This window comes from Massilia sp. Root418 (genome assembly GCF_001425265.1).
Classification (GTDB): Bacteria; Pseudomonadota; Gammaproteobacteria; order Burkholderiales; family Burkholderiaceae_D; genus Rugamonas.
Window position 1 is genome coordinate 167,232 of sequence record NZ_LMEC01000024.1, and the last position, 18,558, is coordinate 185,789.

The window sequence follows — 18,558 nt, forward strand, 5'->3', positions numbered from 1 at the left end:
ATCGACAATCAGGAGAATTCCATGTCCGGCACTGCCCTTCCCACTTATTTCCTCTCGCACGGCGGCGGCCCCTGGCCGTGGATGCTCGACCAGTACGGCGGCCGCTACGACGCGCTGAAAGCCTCGCTGGAAGACATCCCGCGCCAGCTCGGCGGGCTGCGGCCCAAGGCCGTGCTGGTGGTGACGGCGCACTGGGAAGCGCGCCAACCTCTGATCTCGTCCAGCCCACGGCCGCCGATGATCTACGACTACGGCGGCTTCCCCGACTACACTTACGAGATCCAGTACAGCGCCCCCGGCTCGCCCGACGTGGCCGCGCGCGTGCAGCAGCTGCTGGCCGGCGCCGGCATTGCCGCCCACCTCGACGCCCAGCGCGGCTTCGACCACGGCACCTTCTCGGCCATGCAGCCCATCTACCCGGCGGCGGACGTGCCCATCGTGCAGCTCTCGTTGAAACAGGGGCTGGACCCGGCCGAGCACATCGCCATCGGCCGCGCGCTGGCGCCGCTGCGGGCAGAAGGCGTGCTGATCGTGGGAAGCGGCCTGAGCTACCACAATTTGCGCCAGTTCGGCGCGGCTGGCGCGGCTGCCTCGCATGAATTCGACGCCTGGCTGCGCGCATCGATGGCGTTGCCGCCGGCCGAGCGCGAAGCGCGGCTGCTGGCCTGGGAGCGCGCCCCGGCCGCGCGCGCCGCCCACCCGCGCGAAGAGCACCTGCTGCCGCTGATGGTCGCCCACGGCGCCGCCAGCGCCGACGCCGCCGCCACGGTCTACCACGAAGACGCCTTCATGGGCAGCCTCGCCGTCTCCAGCTTCCGCTTCGGCTAAAAAAAATGGGGTCAGGGTTAATTAATCTGGAAATATTTCCAAATTAATTAACCCTGACCCCATTGTTCTGACCCCATTGTTTATTCGGTCAGGTGCCGCGCTTGCCTTTCATGCGTTCGGCTTCTTTGGCGGCGGCCTTGGCGGCGGCGAGCTCGGCTTTCACACGCTGCTCTTCGGCGAACACGGCCAGCGCGGCCTGGCGCGTGGCGGGCGTCTCCAGCGAGATGCGGCCCAGCGCGCCGGTGCGGTAGTCTTGCAGGAAGATGTGGGACGCTTTTTCGTAGTCGTAGTCGCCGCCTTTCTGGCGGTAGCCGCGCTTGGCGGCTATGCCTTCGACCACGGCGATGGCGTCCATCTCGTCAATATTCTTGTAGCCGTAGCGCGCCACCAGCAGCTCGGGGTAGCGGCGCAGCATTTCGCCAGCCAGGAATTCGGCCACTTCTTCTTCGATCAGCGCGTTCGAGCCGATGGCGTGGCTGGCGGCCAGCATCAGGCCGTCGCTCGGCATGGCGATCTTGGGCCACAGCATGCCGGGCGTGTCCACCAGCACGGTGTTCTTGTCCAGGTACAGCTTTTGCTGCACCTTCGTCACCGCCGGTTCGTCGCCCACCTTGGCCACGCGCTTTTTCAGCAGCGCATTCATCAAGGTCGATTTGCCGACGTTGGGGATGCCCATGATCATGATGCGCAGCGGCTTGGTCGGCACGCCGCGGTGCGGCGCCAGCGATTTGGCGATGTCCGGGATGCGCGCCACGTCGCCCGGCTTCTTGGTGGTCATCGCGTAGGCGGTCACGCCTTCCTGGCGGTCGTAGTATTCCACCCAGGCAGCCGTGGCGTCCGGGTCGGCCAGGTCGACCTTGTTGAGGATCTTCAGGCAGGGCCGCTGGCGGAACAGGCGCAGCTCTTCCACCATGGGGTTGCAGCTGGCTTCGGGCAAGCGCGCGTCGACCACCTCGATCACCAGGTCGGTGTTCTCCATCTGCTCGGCCGCCTTCTTCTTGGCGGCGTTCATGTGCCCCGGATACCATTGAATTGCCATGCTGTTGCCTTCTGCTACTTTGGTGTAATCCGCTATTTTACCTGCTCCCCGGCACCCTCCGGGAGTTTGGTGCCGGTCTGGTTCCCGGTCTGGTTCCCGTTTACGTCAAGGTCGGCTATGATGGGGCACAAAATTTTTTCCATTTTATAAATATTTATATATACATGGAGTCGTGAAACATGACTAAAGCTCCCCCGTCCACGCCCGGCGAAATCACAGTACGCGGCGTGATCCTCGGTATCTTGATCACGCTGGTATTCACGGCGGCGCAGGTGTATCTGGGCCTGAAAGTGGGCCTGACCTTCGCCACCTCGATCCCGGCCGCGGTGATTTCGATGGCGCTGCTGAGCGCTTTCAAGAACGCCACTATTCAAGAAAACAACATCGTGCAGACCATCGCGTCGGCCGCCGGCACGCTCGCTTCGGTGATTTTCGTGCTGCCCGGCCTGCTGATGATAGGCTGGTGGGCCAATGTGCCGTTCTGGCCGACCTTCGGCGCCTGCGCCATCGGCGGCGTGCTGGGCGTGATGTACACGGTGCCGCTGCGCCGCGCGCTGGTGTCGACCTCGGACCTGCCATACCCGGAAGGCGTGGCGGCGGCGGAAGTGCTGAAAGTAGGCACGTCCTCGCGCGCCGGCGCCGATGAGGGCAAGGCCGGCCTGATGGCCGTTATTCTCGGCAGCGTGGCCTCCGCGCTGTACGCCGCCGGCGCCGCCGTGAAGGTGATGGCCGGCGAGATGGCCGTGTACTTCCGCACCAGCAGCGGCGCCACCGGCATCGGCGCTTCCAGCTCGCTGGCGCTGATCGGCGCCGGCCACCTGATGGGCATTACCGTCGGCATCGCCATGCTGGCCGGCCTGGCCATCGCCTGGGGCGTACTGGTGCCGATCCTGACGGCCGCCCAGCCGATGCCGGACCTGTCGGCCGCCGACTGGGCCCTCAAGGTATGGAAAACCGACGTGCGCATGATAGGCGCAGGCGCCATCGGCGCAGCCGCCATCGTGACCCTGGCCGGCCTGGCCAAGCCTGTCATCGGCGGCCTGAAGTCGGCCATGGAGGCGTCGCGCCAGTCCAAGCTCAATGGCGGCGTGCTGCCGCGCACCGAGCAGGACATGCCGATCTTTATCGTCGGCCTGGTGACCCTGATCGCCATGGTCCCTGCCGGCTGGCTGCTGGCCACCTTCCTGCAGGGCGGCGTGCTGTCCAGCGTGGCGCCGGCGCTGATCGCAGTCGGCGTGGGCTACATCCTGGTGGCCGGCATCTTCGCCGCCGCCGTCTGCGGCTACATGGCCGGCCTGATCGGCTCTTCGAATTCGCCGGTGTCCGGCATCGCCATCCTGACCGTGCTGGGCGCCGCCCTGTCGGTGGGCGCGGTGGGCAAGCACATGATGGGTCCGGAGGTGGCGCATGCCTTGATCGCTTACGCGCTGTTCGTCACCACCGTGGTGCTGGCCGTGGCCGTGATCGGCAACGACAACCTGCAGGACCTGAAGACCGGCCAGCTGGTCGACGCCACCCCGTGGAAGCAGCAGGTCGCCCTGTTGATCGGCGTGTTCGCCGGTTCCTGCGTGGTGCCGCCGGTGCTGGAGCTGCTGAACCGCGCCAACGGCTTTGCCGGCGCGCCCAACCTGCAGGCGATTTCCTCGCAGCCGCTGGCCGCGCCGCAGGCCACGCTGATCTCCACGCTGGCCAAGGGCGTCATCGGCGGCAACCTGCCGTGGCACCTGATCGGCTGGGGCGCCGCGCTGGGCCTGGGCCTGGTGGTGCTCAACTTCATCCTGAAAAAAGCGTCCAACAACAAATACAGCCTGCCGCCGCTGGGCGTGGGCCTGGCCATCTACCTGCCAAGCGCGGTGACTGCGCCGGTGGTGGTGGGCGCAGTTGCGGGCTACCTGTTCGAGCGCGCCGTGCACCACCAGACCTGGGGTGAAGTGGCCAAGCGCCTGGGCGTGCTGATCATGTCCGGCTTCATTGTCGGCGAGAGCCTGTTCAACGTGGCGCTGGCCGGCCTGATCGTGCTCTCGGGCGAGGGCGAGCCGCTGGCCATCGCCAACTCGCTGGGCGAGCACACCACCATGCTGATCTCGCTCGTGGTGGGCGCGGCGGTGGTGGTGGGCTTGTACCGCTGGTCCAGCCGCAGCGCGCAGCGCGTGTCGGCTTAAACGCTTCCAGGGCCATCGGCCCGCCCTCCCCCAAGCCGGCCGCCCTGTCCCTTCGGACACGGCGGCCGGTTTGCTTGCGGCGTCCACCGGTGTTAATGTAGCAATGACTGGGCGCCCGGCATACAACAACCATGAGATTCGAGACCCTGAGCAGACTGCGCAAGCTGTTCGCCGTGCTGGTGGCGACAGTGGCTGCGGCGTTCCTGATCGTCACCGGCTTTGTGCTGCACACGCTGCACGAGAGCCGCCAGCGCTATTACGCCAACGCGGAGGAGACTTCGCGCAACCTGGCCATCACGCTGGAGCACTTCCTGCGGGGCCACTTCTACGAGGTGGACCTGGCCATGCGGCGCGCGGCGCTGGAGTTCCGCACCGCCCACGCGCAGGGCCGCTTCAACGAGGACGATTTCAGCGCCTTCCTGCGCTCGCTCAAGGAGCGCATTCCGCACGCGCGCTCGGTGCGCGGGTCGGACCACGATGGCCGCGTGGTCTACGGCGAGGATATCGACCCGGCCAAGATCCAGGACCTGACCGTGCGCGAATTCTACGCGCGCGCGAAACAGGGCCGCGAGCTGGTGTTCGGGGTGCCGGTGACGTCGCGCATCACGGGCGAGCGGGTACTGCCGATGATTTACCCCCTCACCCGGGACGACGGCAGTTTCGGCGGCACGGCCTATGTGCTGATGACCACCGATACCGTCACCGGTGTGCTCAAGTCCCTCAACGTGGGGCCGAATGGGGTGATCACGCTGATCGACAACGAGCGCCGCCTGCTGCACCGCTATCCGGAAGTGGCCGATACGCCGATCGGCAGCCAGGCGCCGATGTCGCCGCCCACCATGGCGGTGCTCTCCAGCCAGCGCCAGCACGCCACCTATACCACCGTGAGCGCGCGCGACGGCTTGCAGCGCGTGGTGAGCATCGAACGCATCGGCCAGTATCCGGTGTTCGTCCTGGTTGGGCTGTCCAGCGACGATTTCCTCGCGCCTTGGCGCAGGGAAGCCTTCAACGACACGATATTCCTGGCGGTGCTGCTGATCATGGCCAGCACGTCCCTGCTGGGGGCGCACTATGCCCTGAGCCAGCAGGCCCGCACGGTGGACAAGCTGTCCGAGGCGAGGGATCTGGCGCTGGAGGCTGGCCGCGCCAAGTCGGCCTTCGTGGCCAATATGAGCCACGAGATCCGCACGCCGATGAACGCGGTGCTGGGCATGCTGCAACTGCTGCAGCAGACGCCGATGAACGGCCGCCAGCGCGACTATGCGGCCAAGGCCGAATCGGCCGCGCGCTCGCTGCTGGGCCTGCTCAACGACATTCTCGATTATTCCAAGGTGGAGGCGGGCAAGCTGGCGCTGGACCTGCATCCCTTCAGCCTGGACCGCCTGCTGCGCGACCTGTCCGTGATCGTGTCCGCCTGCGTGGGCGGCAAGCCGGTGGAGGTGCTGTTCGAGGTCGACCCGGCGCTGCCGCCGTGGCTGATGGGCGACTCGCTGCGCCTGCAGCAGATCCTGCTGAACCTGGCGGGCAACGCCATTAAGTTTACGGAACAGGGGGAAGTGGTGCTGTCCGTGCAGTCCGCTGGGCAGGGGGCGGGTGAAGGCACCCGCATCGTGTTCGCCATCCGCGACACGGGCATCGGCATCACGCCCGAGCAGCGCGCACGCATCTTCGACGGCTTTTCGCAGGGCGAAGCCTCCACCGCGCGCCGCTTCGGCGGCTCGGGCCTGGGGCTGGCCATTTCGCAGCGCCTGGCGCACCTGATGGGCGGCACGCTGGAAGTGGACAGCATACCAGGCCAGGGCAGCACCTTCCGCCTCCTCGTCGCACTGCCCGAGGCGGCGCCGCAGCAGCAGCCGCAGTCCTGCGATCCGGCGCTGCTGCGCGGCCTGGACTGCCTGGTGGTGGACGACAATCCGAGCGCGCGCCAGGTGCTGGCCGGCATGGCCGCGTCTTTCGGCTGGCGCGTGGAGACGGCGCCGAGCGGCATTGATGCGCTGCAGATGGTGATGGGCCGCAGCGCAGGCCGGCCTTACGACGTGCTGCTGGTGGACTGGCGCATGCCGCTCATGGACGGCTGGGAAACCAGCCTGCAGGTGCGCGGGCTGATGCCTGCCGCCAGCACGCCAGTGATCATCATGGTGACCGCGCATGACCGGGAAATGCTGGCGCAGCGCCAGGCGCAGCAGGGTAGCGCGGCCATGCCGGTGCTGGACGGGGTGCTGGTGAAGCCGGTGACGCCGTCCATGCTGTTCGACGCGGTAGCCGACGCGCGCTCAGGCCATCGCCCCGCCCTGCTGAACGAGCCGGCGCAATCGCAACGCCTGCTGGACGGGATGCGCATCTTGCTGGTGGAGGACAATCCCACCAACCAGCAGGTGGCGGGCGAGCTGCTGGGCCACGAGGGGGCGCTGGTGGAGGTGGCGCCGTGCGGGCAGGATGCGATCGCCGCGCTGCGCCGCGAGGGCCCGCTGCCGGACGCGATCCTGATGGATATCCAGATGCCGGACATGGACGGCTACGCGGCCACGCGCGCCATTCTCGCCCTGCTGGGCAGCCGCACGCCGCCCATCATTGCCATAACGGCCAATGCCATGCAGTCGGACCGCGAGCTGGCGCTGGCGGCGGGCATGGTGGACCACATCGGCAAGCCTTTCGACCTGCGGCAGCTGATTGCCGTGATCCTGCTGCACGCCGCGCCGCCCGCCGGAACCACGGCGCCCGCAGCCCTGGCGCCTTCGGTGCCGGCGGCGGAACCACCGGCGGCGGCTGAAGTGCCGGCGGCGGCTGAAGTGCCGGCGGCGGTAGCAGCGCCGGCGGCGGCGCCAGCAGCAGCGGCAGCAGCAGCGGCAGCAGCAGCGGCAGCATCGGCAGCGCCCGCAAGCCCGCTGCTGGACAGCGCAGGCGCGCTGAGGCGCATGGGCGGGCTGATGCCGGTCTACCTGATCGCCCTGCGCAGCTTCGGCGCCGAGGCGGAGGACCTGGGCGGCCAGTTGCGCAGCGCTGCCGACACGCAGGACTTTACCGCCGCGCGCGCCGCGCTGCACGTGCTCAAGGGACTGGCCGGCACCATAGGCGCGGACCAGCTCAGCCAACTGTCTGCGCTGGCCGAACAGACTATCCGCCAGCATGGGGGCAATGCCGGGCCGGAGGCGTGCCGCACCGGCATCGCTACGGTGCTGGCGGCGCTGCCGCCGGTGGTGGAGGAAGTGGCGGCGCTGCTGGCGGGTTACGCGGCAAGCCGCTAACCCGCCCTACGTGACATCGCGTGGACATCGCGTGCACATTAGGTGACATGGCCTACGGAGCACGGCCCGTAGGGCGGGTTAGGCCGGCAGGCCGTAACCCGCCGTCCCACCGCCTACCTCCGGCGCGCGTAGCTTACCGTCAGCATCTCCCACTGGTGGCCGTCCGGCTCGTTCCAGTAGACCATGCGCCCGCCGTAGTCGGTGTTGATGCGGCCGTCGTTCGGCCCGCGCACGCTGCCCCGGAACGCGATGTTGCGCCCCTTCAGCCGCGCCAGGATGGCGTCGAACTCCTCTTCCCCCACGCGGAAGCAGTAGTGATGCACGGGGAAGGCTTCGTCGGTGGTGAGGAAGTCCAGGGTCAGGCCCTCATTGATGAACACCGGCGAGAACGGCCCCAGCGCAGTCTCGGCCCACGGCACGTCCAGCAATTCCGCCAGCAATTGCGCGGCCGCCACCTGGTCGCGCGTCGGTACGATGAAATGGTCCAGCTGTATCGCCATGCCGTCCTCCCACGCTCAAAATCACAGTTCCGCCAGCACCTTCACGTGCGCCACCACGCTGCGCCCCAGCGCGGACAGGTTGTAGCCGCCCTCCAGGCAGCTCACGATGCGTCCCTTGGCGTACAGCTTGGCCACCGCCATCACCTGCTGGGTCATCCACGCGTAGTCCGCCTCCACCAGGCCCATGCCGCCGATGTCGTCCTCGCGGTGGGCGTCGAAGCCGGCCGAGATGAAAATCATCTCAGGCTTGAAGGCGTGCAGCGCGGGCAGCCATTTGTCGAGCACCAGCTGGCGCACCACGTCGCCCTTGGAGTGCGCCGGCACCGCAACGTTCACCTGGTTCGGCGTTTCCGGACCCACTTCGCTGTAGGGATAGAAGGGATGCTGGTAAAAGCTCACCATCAGCGCGCGCGGTTCGCCGCGCAGGGCCTCTTCGGTGCCGTTGCCGTGGTGGACGTCGAAATCGACCACGGCCACGCGCTGCAGGCCGTGCACGTCCAGCGCGTGCTTGGCCGCGATGGCGACGTTGTTGAACAGGCAGAAGCCCATCGGCTCGCTGGGCCGCGCGTGGTGGCCGGGCGGACGGATGGCGCAGAAGGCGTTGGCGATGTCGCCTGCGATCACGGCATCGGTGGCCGCCACGGCGGCGCCGGCGGCGCGCAGGGCCGCTTTCCAGCTGTGGGCATTGAGCGAGGTGTCGCCGTCGATCGGGTAGTAGTCGCCCGCCCCGGGCACGTTGTCGCGCACGATGCCGATGGCGTTGCGGCTGTGGTTGCGCTCGATGTCGGACAACTCGGCCAGCGGTGCATCGCGGTGCTCCAGCAGGCCATCGATGTGTGCGTTGATGAGCTGGTCGGCAATCGCTTGCAGCCGCGCGGGCGATTCGGGATGCCATTCTCCCATTTCATGGCGCTGGCAGTCTGGGTGGCTATAAATTGCTGTACTCATGTCTCATTTCTTTGCCGTAGAATCAAGTTGTAATCTACCACGGGATCATAACAGGAACCATGTATACCAAACTGCACGCGGTAGCCCGCCAGGTAAGCCAGGTCATCGTCGGCAAGGACCCGCAAGTGCGCCTGGCGCTCACTTGCATGCTGGCAGGCGGCCATTTGCTGGTGGAGGACGTGCCGGGCGTGGGCAAGACCACGCTGGCGCACGCGCTGGCCATTTCCCTGGGCCTGCAGTTCAACCGCATCCAGTTCACCAGCGACCTGCTGCCGGCCGACGTGTCCGGCATCTCGATCTACGAGCGCGAGAAGAACGGCTTCGTGTTCCATCCCGGCCCCATCTTCACGCAAGTGCTGCTGGCCGACGAGATCAACCGCGCCACGCCCAAGACCCAGTCCGGCCTGCTGGAAGCCATGGAAGAGCGCCAGGTGTCGGCCGACGGCGTCACGCGCGCCCTGCCGGAGCCGTTCTTCGTGATCGCCACCCAGAACCCGCTGCACCAGGTGGGCACCTTCCCGCTGCCCGAATCGCAGCTGGACCGCTTCCTGATGTGCTTGTCCCTCGGCTACCCGGACGCGGCCGCCGAACGCGCCCTGCTGCTGGGCGACGACCGCCGTGCCATGCTCAAGTCGCTGGCCCCGGCCATGACGGCGGCCGAACTGCTGGAAGCGCAGCGCAGCCTGCGCCAGATCCACGTGTCGCCGGCGCTGGCCACCTATGTGCAGGCGCTGGCGCAGGCCTCGCGCCAGAACGGCGCCTTCGCCGAGGGCCTGAGTCCGCGCGCGGCGCTGGCGCTGCTGCAGGCGGCGCGCGCCTGGGCCGCCCTGGAGGGCCGCGACCATGTGCTGCCAGAGGACGTGCAGGCGGTGCTGGTGCCGGTCTGCGCGCACCGCCTGCGGCCGCTGAAGGCGGCGCACGGCGTGGCGCTGGCCAGCCGCGACCTGGTGCTGCAATTGCAGGCGTCGGTGCCGGTCTAGCCGCCGCTACCCCACGCAGCCGACGCAGCCCCATGCCGCCCATGCCGCCCGTGCCACCCCAGCCTCCCGTGCCTCCCGTGCCTCCCGTGCCGCCTGCACCGCCCGTACCGCCTGTGCCCCCAATGCCGCCGCGTCCGCGCCATTCCTTCACCCTGCCCCTGCCGGCCGCGCTGCGGCGCTGGCTCAACAGCTGGCTGTTCCAGCTGCGCGGGCGCGAGCCGGGCGAAGTGCTGCTGGTGATGCGGCGCGTGTTCATCGTGCCCACGCGGCCCGGCATGGCCTTCTGCGGGCTGCTGCTGATCATGCTGATCGGTTCCATCAACTACACCCTGGGCCTGGGCTTCGCGCTGACCTTTTTCACCGGCGCCTGCGCCGTGGCCGACATGGTGATGACAGCCCGTAACCTGGCCCTGCTGCGCCTGGCTCCGGGGCGCGCACAGCCGGTGTTCTCCGGGCAGGAGGCGCAGTTCGAGCTGCAGGTGCGCAACGGCACGCCGCGCAGCCGCTACGCCATCTGGTTCGGCTTCCAGCACGACGGCGAGCCGCGCCATGCGCTGGACGTGCCGGCCGGGGGCGGCGCGGCGCTGGTGCTTTCCGCGCCCACCGAGGGCCGTGGCTGGCTGACGGCGCCGCGCGTCCGCCTGGTGACGCGCTTTCCGCTCGGCCTGTTCCGCGCCTGGGCTTACTGGGAGCCGGACTTGCGCGTGCTGGTGTACCCGGCGCCGGAAAACAATGCGCCGCCTTTGCCCATGAGCGGCGCGGCCAGCGAGGACGGCCACGGCCAGGTGGGGCTGGATAATTTCGCCGGCATCCGCAGCTACCAGCCGGGCGACCCGCTGCGCCACCTGGCCTGGCGCCAGATCGCGCGCCACGACCCCGCGCTGGGCGGACAGCTCAGCACCAAGCACTTCGAGGGTGGCGCGGTGGCCGAGATGGCGCTCGATTTCGCGCTGCTGCCCATCGCCATGGACCTGGAACAGCGGCTCTCGCGCATGACGCGCTGGGTGCTGGAAGCCGAGCAGCGCGCCCTGCCCTACGCATTCCGCATCGGCCACCACGACCTGCCGCCCGGCCTGGGCGACGCCCACCGCGCGGCCTGCCTGCGCGCGCTGGCCCTGTACGGCCAGGAGGCCTACGCGTGACCGCGCCGCCCGCAGCCATGCCACGGCCCCGCCTGCGCGCCCGCCACCGGAGCGCCGCGTGAGCGCGCGCGGCGCCGCCCTGTCACGGCCGCCCGGCGCGCCGGCGCGCTGGGCCCAGCGGCTCACGCGCGACAAGGCCGACACCCTGCTGCTGATCGGCGCCGCCCTGCTGGTGCTGGCGCCGCATTTCAGCCACTTGCCGCTGTGGACCAGCGCGGTGATCTGCTGCGTGCTGCTGTGGCGCGGCGCCATCACCCTGCTGGGCCGGCGCATGCCGCCGCTGTGGCTGCTCCTGCCGGTATCGCTGCTGGCCATGGGCGGGGTCTACCTGTCCTTCCGCACCCTGCTGGGCCGCGACGCTGGCGTGGCCATGCTGGCCCTGCTGCTGGCGTTCAAGCTGCTGGAAATGCACGCCCGGCGCGACCTGTTCGTGGTGATCTTCCTCAGCTTCTTCCTGCTGCTGACCAATTTCTTCTACTCCCAGTCCATCCTGACGGGGCTGGCCATGGTGGCCACCATCATCGTGCTGCTGGCTACCCTGATGACTTTCCAGTACACCGGCGCGGTGCCGCCGTTGCGCCAGCGCCTGCTGGTGGCGGCGAAGATCTTCCTGGCGGCCGCCCCGCTGGCCGTGGTGCTGTTCTTCGCCTTTCCGCGCATCCAGGGCCCGCTGTGGGGCCTGCCCGGCGACGCGCGCAGCGCCCGCAGCGGCATCTCGGACACCATGTCGCCCGGCAGCATGACCGGCCTGGCGCTGTCGGACGAGGTGGCCTTCCGGGTGCGCTTCTTCGGCGCCCTGCCGGCCCAGAACCAGCTGTACTGGCGCGGCATCGTGCTGAGCGACTACGACGGCACCACCTGGACCCGCACCGAGCGGCGCCGCCTGCGCGCCGGCGACGCCAGCACCAGCGCCTCGGTCGGCGGCCCCGCGCTGCGCCACGAAGTGACCATGGAGCCGACCGGCAAGCGCTGGCTGTTCGCGCTGGAACTGACCAACCCCAGGCTGCCCATGCCGGGCCTGGGCGCCAGCCTGAGCGACGAGTTCGAGTTCGTCAGCCGCGAACCGGTGCAGCAGCGCCTGCGCTACCAGGCCAGCGCCCACCTCAGCTACCGCCTGCAGCCCCAACTGGACCCGGCGCAGCAGGCGCGTGCGCTGCGCCTGCCGCAGGGCTACAACCCGCGCACGGCGGCGCTGGCGGCCACCCTGCGCCAGCCGGACGGCCCGGCCGCGTCGGCCCGCGCCGTGCTGCGCATGTTCCGCACCCAGCAATTCAGCTACACGCTGGAGCCGCCCCTGCTGGGCCGCCATGCGGTGGACGATTTCCTGTTCGGCAGCAAGGCCGGCTTCTGCGAGCACTACGCGGGCGCTTTCGTGGTGCTGATGCGCGCCATGGGCGTGCCGGCGCGCGTGGTCACCGGCTACCAGGGCGGCGAGCTGAACCCGGTGGACGACTACCTCACCGTGCGCCAGTCCGACGCCCACGCCTGGGCCGAAATCTGGGTCGAAGGCGAGGGCTGGCTGCGGGTCGATCCCACCGCCGCCGTGGCCCCGGACCGGGTCAACCTGGGCCTGGGGCGGGCACTGCCGCAACAGGCGCCGTTCGGCCTGGCTGGCCTGGGCCAGCTGATGAATTTCCGCAATGACAGCAATTCGTGGCTGGCACAGCTCAGATTCCGCCTGCACGCCATGAATAATGCATGGAATCAATGGGTCCTGGATTACAATCCAGACAGGCAGAGCAGTTTCCTTGAGGAACTAAGTGCAGCACTCGGCACCTGGCGCACGGGCGCCGCGCTGCTGGCGGTGGCTGCGCTGCTGATGCTGGGGCGCGCCGTGCGCGCGCGGGTGGCGGAGGAGCCGGTGGACGCGGTGTATGCCGCTTTCTGCCGCCTCATGGCCAGGCGCGGCATGCCGCGTGCGCCGCACGAGGGGCCGCACAGTTATGCTCGGCGTTTGCAGGCGATGCCGCAGACGCAGCAACTGCAGGATGACAAGAAGAAGGCCATGCTGGCCTTTTTGGAATTGTATGGCGCGCTGAAATACGCCGCGCCCAATGAAGAGATAACGGCGCCCGCCAAACGGCTGGCCATTTTGCTGAAACGATCACAATGAAACTGTCTTTGCGCACCAACATCCTCTCTTCCGCCCTGCTGGCGCTGGCACTGGCCGGCACCGCCCTGGCCCCCGCCGCGGCAGTGGCCGCACAAGCCGCCCAGGGCGGCAAGGCCAAAGCCAAGGCCGCCGCCGCCAAGAAAGCCAAGGCCAAGGCCGCCGCCAAAAAGACCGACTACGAAGGCGAGTTCGTCAACTTCGGGCAGTGGAAGGAAGTGGGCGCCTTCCTGGACGACATGGCCGCCAGGCACGGCTTCGACCGCAAGGAACTGGAAGCGATCATGATGCAGGTGCGCTACGTGGATTCGGCCGTGCAGCTGATGAAGCCGGCCCCGCCCGGCAAGCCGAAAAACTGGCAAGCGTACAGCAAGCTGTTCATCGAGCCGGTGCGCATCAACGGCGGCGTGAAATTCTGGAACGAGAACCGCGAGGCGCTGGCGCGCGCCGAATCGCTGTACGGCGTGCCGGCGGAAATCATCGTCGGCATCATCGGCGTGGAGACCGTGTACGGCGCCAACACCGGCCGCTTCCGCGTGATGGACGCGCTCACCACGCTGGCTTTCGCCTACCCGCTGGCGCCTTCGCGCGAGGCGCGCATGACCTTCTTCCGGGGCGAACTGGAAAGCACGCTGCTGTACGCGCGCCAGACCGGCATCGACCCGTTTGCGCTGCTGGGCTCCTACGCCGGCGCGGTGGGCCTGCCGCAGTTCATGCCGAGCAATATCGTCAAGTATGCGGTCGATTTCGACGGCGACGGCCGCATCGACCTGCGCAACTCGCCCACCGACGCCATCGGCAGCGTGGCGGCCTTCCTGGTCGCGCACGGCTGGCGCCGCGACGATCCGGGTCCGCTGGTGTACTCGGCCACCGTGTCGCCCAGCCGCCAGTGGGAGCGTTTCATCAACCAGGGCCTGGAAGCGAAATTCCGACAGGAGGACTTGATGTCGGCCGGCGTCGTCACCACATCCACCTTGCCCGAGGGAATGACGTTCGGCCTGGTGGACCTGCAGAACGGCTCCGAGCCGACCGAGTTCTGGCTGGGCACCAACAATTTCTTTGCGATCACCCAATACAACCGCAGCTACTTCTATGCGATGTCGGTGCTGGAACTGGGCCGCGCCGTGAAATTATCGCGGCGGGAGTTGTAAGGAAGCGTAAAGCCCCTTGAAAACTTGCCTCGCGGCAGCTATTGTATAATTGATAGTTGGAAACACGACAGGAATCATATCGTGCGGCAATGCGAGGGGGTTTTGCCCTATACTCAACTTTGTTCAAAAGACAAAGAATGTGTCGGCATCCGCAGAGGCATGGTAGCACACGCAACCAGCGCGAATTCTCACACATTGTTGCGGACCGACAACAAGAACGGGCGGCGGACAGTATTTTCTATTGCTCCTAAGTATTACATTGCGTGATGTTGTACAATTGTGTATATATTATGAAACTTGTTATTTCGGAATTCCGTCCGTGTGGTGAATTCGTTCCCGAGTAAGGATGAACATGGCTAGGCTCCGAGTGTTTCACTTTGCAGGACAAACTTTACAGAAGGAACAGACGAATCATGACTAACCAAGTGGGTATTGATATGAACAGCGATTCGGAAGGCGACGACCTGCTGCAATACAATCCGAACCGGCTGCTCGACACGCTGATCGAGAATCTGCGCCTGAAAAACGATGCCGCCCTGTCGCGCGCATTGGAAGTGGCGCCGCCCGTGATCAGCAAAATCCGTCACCACCGCTTGCCGGTGGGCGCTTCGCTGCTGATCCGCATGCACGAAGTGAGCGACCTGAGCATTCGTGACCTGCGCTACTTGATGGGCGACCGCCGCAACAAGTTCCGCATCAGCGACAAGCAGTTCAAGCCTAAAGAAGGCGAAACCCCGAACCAGGGCTGACAGCAGCCTGGTTCACCTCCCTCCCCTCACCCGGGAGGAGGGATAAAGTTGCTCCGAAAACCTTAAGCCGGGAACACCCCGGTGGACAGGTAACGGTCGCCGCGGTCGCAGACGATGAACACGATGGTTGCGTTCTCCACGGTCTGCGAAATCCGCAATGCGATCTCGCAGGCGCCCGCCGCCGAAATCCCGCAGAATATGCCCTCTTCCGCCGCCAGCCGGCGTGCCATGCGTTCGGCTGCCGCCTGCGTCACGTATTCCACCTGGTCCACGCGCGCCTTGTCGTAGATTTTCGGCAGGTAGGCTTCCGGCCATTTGCGGATGCCCGCGATCTGCGAGCCCTCTTCCGGCTGCGCGCCGACGATGCGCACCGCCTCGCTCTGTTCCTTCAGGTACTGCGACACGCCCATGATGGTGCCGGTGGTGCCCATGGCGCTGACGAAATGGGTGATGCGGCCGCCGGTGTCGCGCCAGATTTCCGGGCCCGTGCCTTCGTAGTGGGCGCGCGGATTGTCGCCGTTGGCAAACTGGTCCAGGATGATGCCCTTGCCGTCCTTCTGCATCTGCTCGGCCATGTCGCGCGCGTACTCCATGCCGCCGGTCTTCGGCGTGAGCATGATCTGCGCGCCGTAGGCCGCCATGGCCTGGCGCCGTTCCTCGCTCTGGTTTTCCGGCATCAGCAGCAGCATCTTGTAGCCGCGGATGGCGGCCGCCATCGCCAGCGCGATGCCGGTGTTGCCGGAGGTCGCTTCGATCAGGGTGTCGCCCGGCTTGATGTCGCCGCGCTCCTCGGCACGGCGCAGCATGGACATGGCGGCGCGGTCCTTGACGGATCCGGCCGGATTATTGCCTTCGAGCTTGCCGAGGATGATGTTGCCGCGCGCGTCGGCATCGGCGCCGGGGATGCGCTTCAGCTGCACCAGGGGCGTGTTGCCGATCGTATCGGCAATAGTCATATAAGCCATCGTGTTCTGTTTTCGTTCAGCAAAAGAGTTCATTTTAATCCGGGACGCAAAAGCGCGCCCGGCAGGGGCCAAAGCCGGCCACGCTAGAGCTTCAGGCTCATCAGCGTGTAAGCCAGCTGCTCGCCGTCGATGCGGAACATGTCGGCAATTTCGCCGGTCTGGCGGAAACCGCAAGCGCGGTACAGCGCACACGCCGGCTGGTTGGAGCTCAGCACTTCCAGGTCCACCCATGCCAGGCCCTGCCTGCGGGCCCAGTCCATGGCGGAGGCCACCAGCACCCGGCCCAGGCCCTGGCGCCGCGCCAGGCGGTGCACGCCCATGCCCAGCAGGGCGCGGTGGCTGCTGGCCTGTTCCGGCCGGCTGCGCAGGTCCACATGGCCAAGGATGCCATCCTGGCCGGTGGCGACCCAGGCGCGGCGCCAGCCCGCCTGGCCCACGGCAATGCCCATGCCCTTGACGAAGGCGGCGGCTTTTTCTTCAGGAAACACCGAGCGGCTGCGCGGCATGGGCTGGAACAGCGGATTGCTGCCCGCGCCGTTGTCCTGCAAATGATCGTTCAGGTAAACGAAGAACTGGTCGGTCTCGCGCGGATCGAGCGCGCGGATGGCAGGAACAACAGGCATGAGTGAGTTGTCAGAAAGAATAATGAAGATTGTACCAGCCCGGCTCCCCAATAAGATGTTGGCCTGAAAGCGACGCCATGCGCTAGACTGTTGTCACCCATTGCAGCCCATTTTTTGACGAATTCCACCATGGCCAACGAAGACACCCCATTCCAGGCAGAAGCCAACGCGAGCGAAGTGATCGCCGGTTTGCCGAGCTCGCTCGAATCGCGCCGCCACCAGATGTTCCCGTCCCTCACCGAAGCGGAGATCAAGCGCATGGAGCGCTTCGGCACGCTGCGCCATTTCCGCCACGGCGAGCGCCTGTTCGAAGCTGGCCGCACCACTTTCGGCATGCTGGTGATATTGAAAGGCCGGGTAGCCATCACCCGCTACGACGGCCTGGGCAACACCTCGCTGATCATCGAGCACGGCGCGGGCCAGTTCTGCGCCGAAGTGGGCCAGCTGTCGGACCGGCCCTCGCTGGTGAACGGCGACGCGGTGGGCGACGTGGAAGTGCTGGTGATCCCGTCCGAATCGCTGCGCGCGCTGGTGGTGGCCGAGGCCGAACTGGGCGAGCGCATCGTACGCGCGCTGATCCTGCGCCGCGTGGGCCTGATCGAAGCACCGTCCGGCGGCCCGGTCCTGGTGGGCGCGCCCAGCCACCCGCGCCTGCACAATCTGCAGACCTGGCTGCAAAGCAATGGCCATCCCTATACCGTACTGGACCCGAAGTTCGACGCCCAGGCGCGCGCGCTGTGCGAGCACTACCAGCCGGCGCCGGAGGACATGCCGCTGGTGGTGTGTCCGGACGGCAGCGTGAAAAAGAACCCGACCAATGTGGAACTGGGCCGCTGCCTGGGCATGCTGCCCGAGCTGAGCAGCGACAAGGTGTGGGACGTGATCGTGGTGGGGGCCGGTCCCGCCGGGCTGGCGACGGCGGTGTACGCCGCCTCCGAAGGCCTGTCGGTGCTGGCGCTGGAAACGCGCGCGTTTGGCGGCCAGGCGGCCGCCAGCGCGCGCATTGAAAACTACCTGGGCTTCCCGACCGGCATTTCCGGCGGCGCCCTGGCCGGGCGCGCCTACGTGCAGTCGCAAAAATTCGGCGTGGAGATCGCCATTCCGGCGCCGGCCGGGCGGCTCATCTGCGACACCTACCCGCTGCAAGTGGAAATGTGCGGCAGCTTGACGCGCCTGCAGGCGAAGACCGTGGTGCTGTCCTGCGGCGCGCGCTACCGCCGTCCATCGCTGGCCAACCTGAAGCAGTTCGAGGGACGGGGCGTGTACTACTGGGCCTCGCCCATCGAGGCCAAGCTGTGCAAGACGGAGGAAGTGGTGCTGGTAGGCGGCGGCAACTCTGCCGGCCAGGCGGCGGTGTTCCTGGCCGGGCACGCGTCCAAGGTGCACATGCTGGTGCGCGGCCCCGGCCTGGCGGCCACCATGTCGAGCTACCTGATCGAACGCATCGAGGCCACGCCCAACATCGTGCTGCACACCCACAGTGAGATCGTGGCGCTGGAAGGCGACGACGAGCAGGGCCTGCAGCAGGTGCGCGTGCGCTGCAGCAAGACCGACACCGAGACCGACTACGATATCTGCCGCGTCTTCCTGTTCATCGGCGCCGACCCGAACACCGGCTGGCTGAGCGACTGCGGCGTGGACGTGGACGCCAAGGGATTCATCCGCACCGGCTTCGACGTCACCAAGGCGCAATGCCGCGCCAACTTCGCCAAAGGCGTGTACCCTGCCGACCTGCCGGCGCGCGCCGCGCTGGAGACCAGCGTGCCGGGCGTGTTCGCCATCGGCGACGTGCGCGCCAACTCCACCAAGCGGGTGGCGGCGGCGGTGGGCGAAGGCGCGGCGGTGGTGTCGCAGATCCACGCCTTCCTGGCCAATTTGCCGGCTGAGCTGTAGGCGGCTACGGCGGGTTACGGCGCGTTGCGCCTAACCCGCCCTACGAAACTGCCGAGGGACCGTCGGCTACGGCGGGTTACGGCGCGTCGCGCCTAACCCGCCCTACGAAACTGCCGAGGGACCGTCGGCTGCGGCGGGTTACGGCGCGTCGCGCCTAACCCGCCCTACGAAACAGCCGAGGGACCGTAGGGCGGGTTAGTGCCGCAGGCACGTAACCCGCCAA

Annotated in this window: 14 protein-coding genes; 9 read left to right on the forward strand and 5 right to left on the reverse strand. The window is 67.4% G+C overall.

The window, feature by feature from the left end:
• Positions 1-21 precede the first annotated feature (21 nt).
• A complete protein-coding gene (locus ASC94_RS25830; protein WP_056402918.1) occupies positions 22-828 on the forward strand; it encodes a class III extradiol ring-cleavage dioxygenase in 807 nt (268 codons plus the stop codon).
• An 88-nt stretch (positions 829-916) separates the two neighbouring features.
• On the opposite strand, the gene ylqF is transcribed toward ASC94_RS25830, so the two are convergent.
• On the reverse strand, positions 917-1,867 hold the full coding sequence (gene ylqF, locus ASC94_RS25835; protein WP_082616849.1) for a ribosome biogenesis GTPase YlqF: 951 nt from the start codon (positions 1,865-1,867) through the stop codon (positions 917-919).
• 179 nt (positions 1,868-2,046) lie between these two features.
• Here ylqF and ASC94_RS25840 point away from each other — a divergent pair, with 179 nt between their 5' ends.
• Complete coding sequence (locus tag ASC94_RS25840; protein ID WP_056402924.1) at positions 2,047-4,029, forward strand: OPT family oligopeptide transporter; 1,983 nt, start codon at positions 2,047-2,049, stop codon at positions 4,027-4,029.
• Positions 4,030-4,160: 131 nt separating this feature from the next.
• Positions 4,161-7,274, forward strand: coding sequence for a response regulator (locus ASC94_RS25845; protein ID WP_056402926.1), 3,114 nt, complete (start codon positions 4,161-4,163; stop codon positions 7,272-7,274).
• Positions 7,275-7,387: 113 nt separating this feature from the next.
• On the opposite strand, the gene ASC94_RS25850 is transcribed toward ASC94_RS25845, so the two are convergent.
• Entirely contained in the window at positions 7,388-7,774 is a 387-nt protein-coding gene (locus tag ASC94_RS25850) for a glyoxalase/bleomycin resistance/extradiol dioxygenase family protein (RefSeq protein ID WP_056402929.1), read from the reverse strand.
• Positions 7,775-7,795: 21 nt separating this feature from the next.
• The gene (locus ASC94_RS25855) at positions 7,796-8,722 is read right to left on the reverse strand and encodes a histone deacetylase family protein (protein WP_056402931.1); all 927 of its coding nucleotides are present in this window, start codon (positions 8,720-8,722) and stop codon (positions 7,796-7,798) included.
• Positions 8,723-8,781: 59 nt separating this feature from the next.
• Here ASC94_RS25855 and ASC94_RS25860 point away from each other — a divergent pair, with 59 nt between their 5' ends.
• The 5 genes from ASC94_RS25860 to ASC94_RS25880 all read left to right on the forward strand — a co-directional run bounded on the left by ASC94_RS25860 (position 8,782) and on the right by ASC94_RS25880 (position 14,854).
• Positions 8,782-9,702 carry a MoxR family ATPase gene (locus ASC94_RS25860; protein WP_056402934.1) on the forward strand — a complete coding sequence of 307 codons (921 nt, stop codon included), beginning with the start codon at positions 8,782-8,784 and terminating at the stop codon, positions 9,700-9,702.
• A gap of 122 nt (positions 9,703-9,824) precedes the next feature.
• Entirely contained in the window at positions 9,825-10,844 is a 1,020-nt protein-coding gene (locus tag ASC94_RS25865; protein WP_056402938.1) for a DUF58 domain-containing protein, read from the forward strand.
• A gap of 58 nt (positions 10,845-10,902) precedes the next feature.
• A complete protein-coding gene (locus tag ASC94_RS25870; protein ID WP_229417413.1) occupies positions 10,903-12,957 on the forward strand; it encodes a DUF3488 and transglutaminase-like domain-containing protein in 2,055 nt (684 codons plus the stop codon).
• Entirely contained in the window at positions 12,954-14,105 is a 1,152-nt protein-coding gene (gene mltB / locus ASC94_RS25875; RefSeq protein ID WP_056402940.1) for a lytic murein transglycosylase B, read from the forward strand. The genes ASC94_RS25870 and mltB overlap by 4 nt, the downstream gene beginning before the upstream one ends.
• A 413-nt stretch (positions 14,106-14,518) precedes the next feature.
• Positions 14,519-14,854 carry a hypothetical protein gene (locus tag ASC94_RS25880; protein ID WP_082552264.1) on the forward strand — a complete coding sequence of 112 codons (336 nt, stop codon included), beginning with the start codon at positions 14,519-14,521 and terminating at the stop codon, positions 14,852-14,854.
• A 62-nt stretch (positions 14,855-14,916) separates the two neighbouring features.
• On the opposite strand, the gene cysM is transcribed toward ASC94_RS25880, so the two are convergent.
• Both cysM and ASC94_RS25890 read right to left on the reverse strand, forming a co-directional pair.
• Positions 14,917-15,819, reverse strand: coding sequence for a cysteine synthase CysM (gene cysM / locus ASC94_RS25885; RefSeq protein WP_056402945.1), 903 nt, complete (start codon positions 15,817-15,819; stop codon positions 14,917-14,919).
• An 83-nt stretch (positions 15,820-15,902) separates the two neighbouring features.
• Positions 15,903-16,442, reverse strand: a complete 540-nt coding sequence (locus ASC94_RS25890; RefSeq protein ID WP_056402948.1) for a GNAT family N-acetyltransferase — start codon at positions 16,440-16,442, stop codon at positions 15,903-15,905.
• A gap of 129 nt (positions 16,443-16,571) precedes the next feature.
• On the opposite strand from ASC94_RS25890, the gene ASC94_RS25895 reads away from it, so the two are divergent.
• Positions 16,572-18,335: a cyclic nucleotide-binding domain-containing thioredoxin-disulfide reductase gene (locus ASC94_RS25895; protein ID WP_056403510.1), complete on the forward strand. Its 1,764-nt coding sequence runs from the start codon at positions 16,572-16,574 to the stop codon at positions 18,333-18,335.
• The last annotated feature ends 223 nt before the right edge of the window (positions 18,336-18,558 follow it).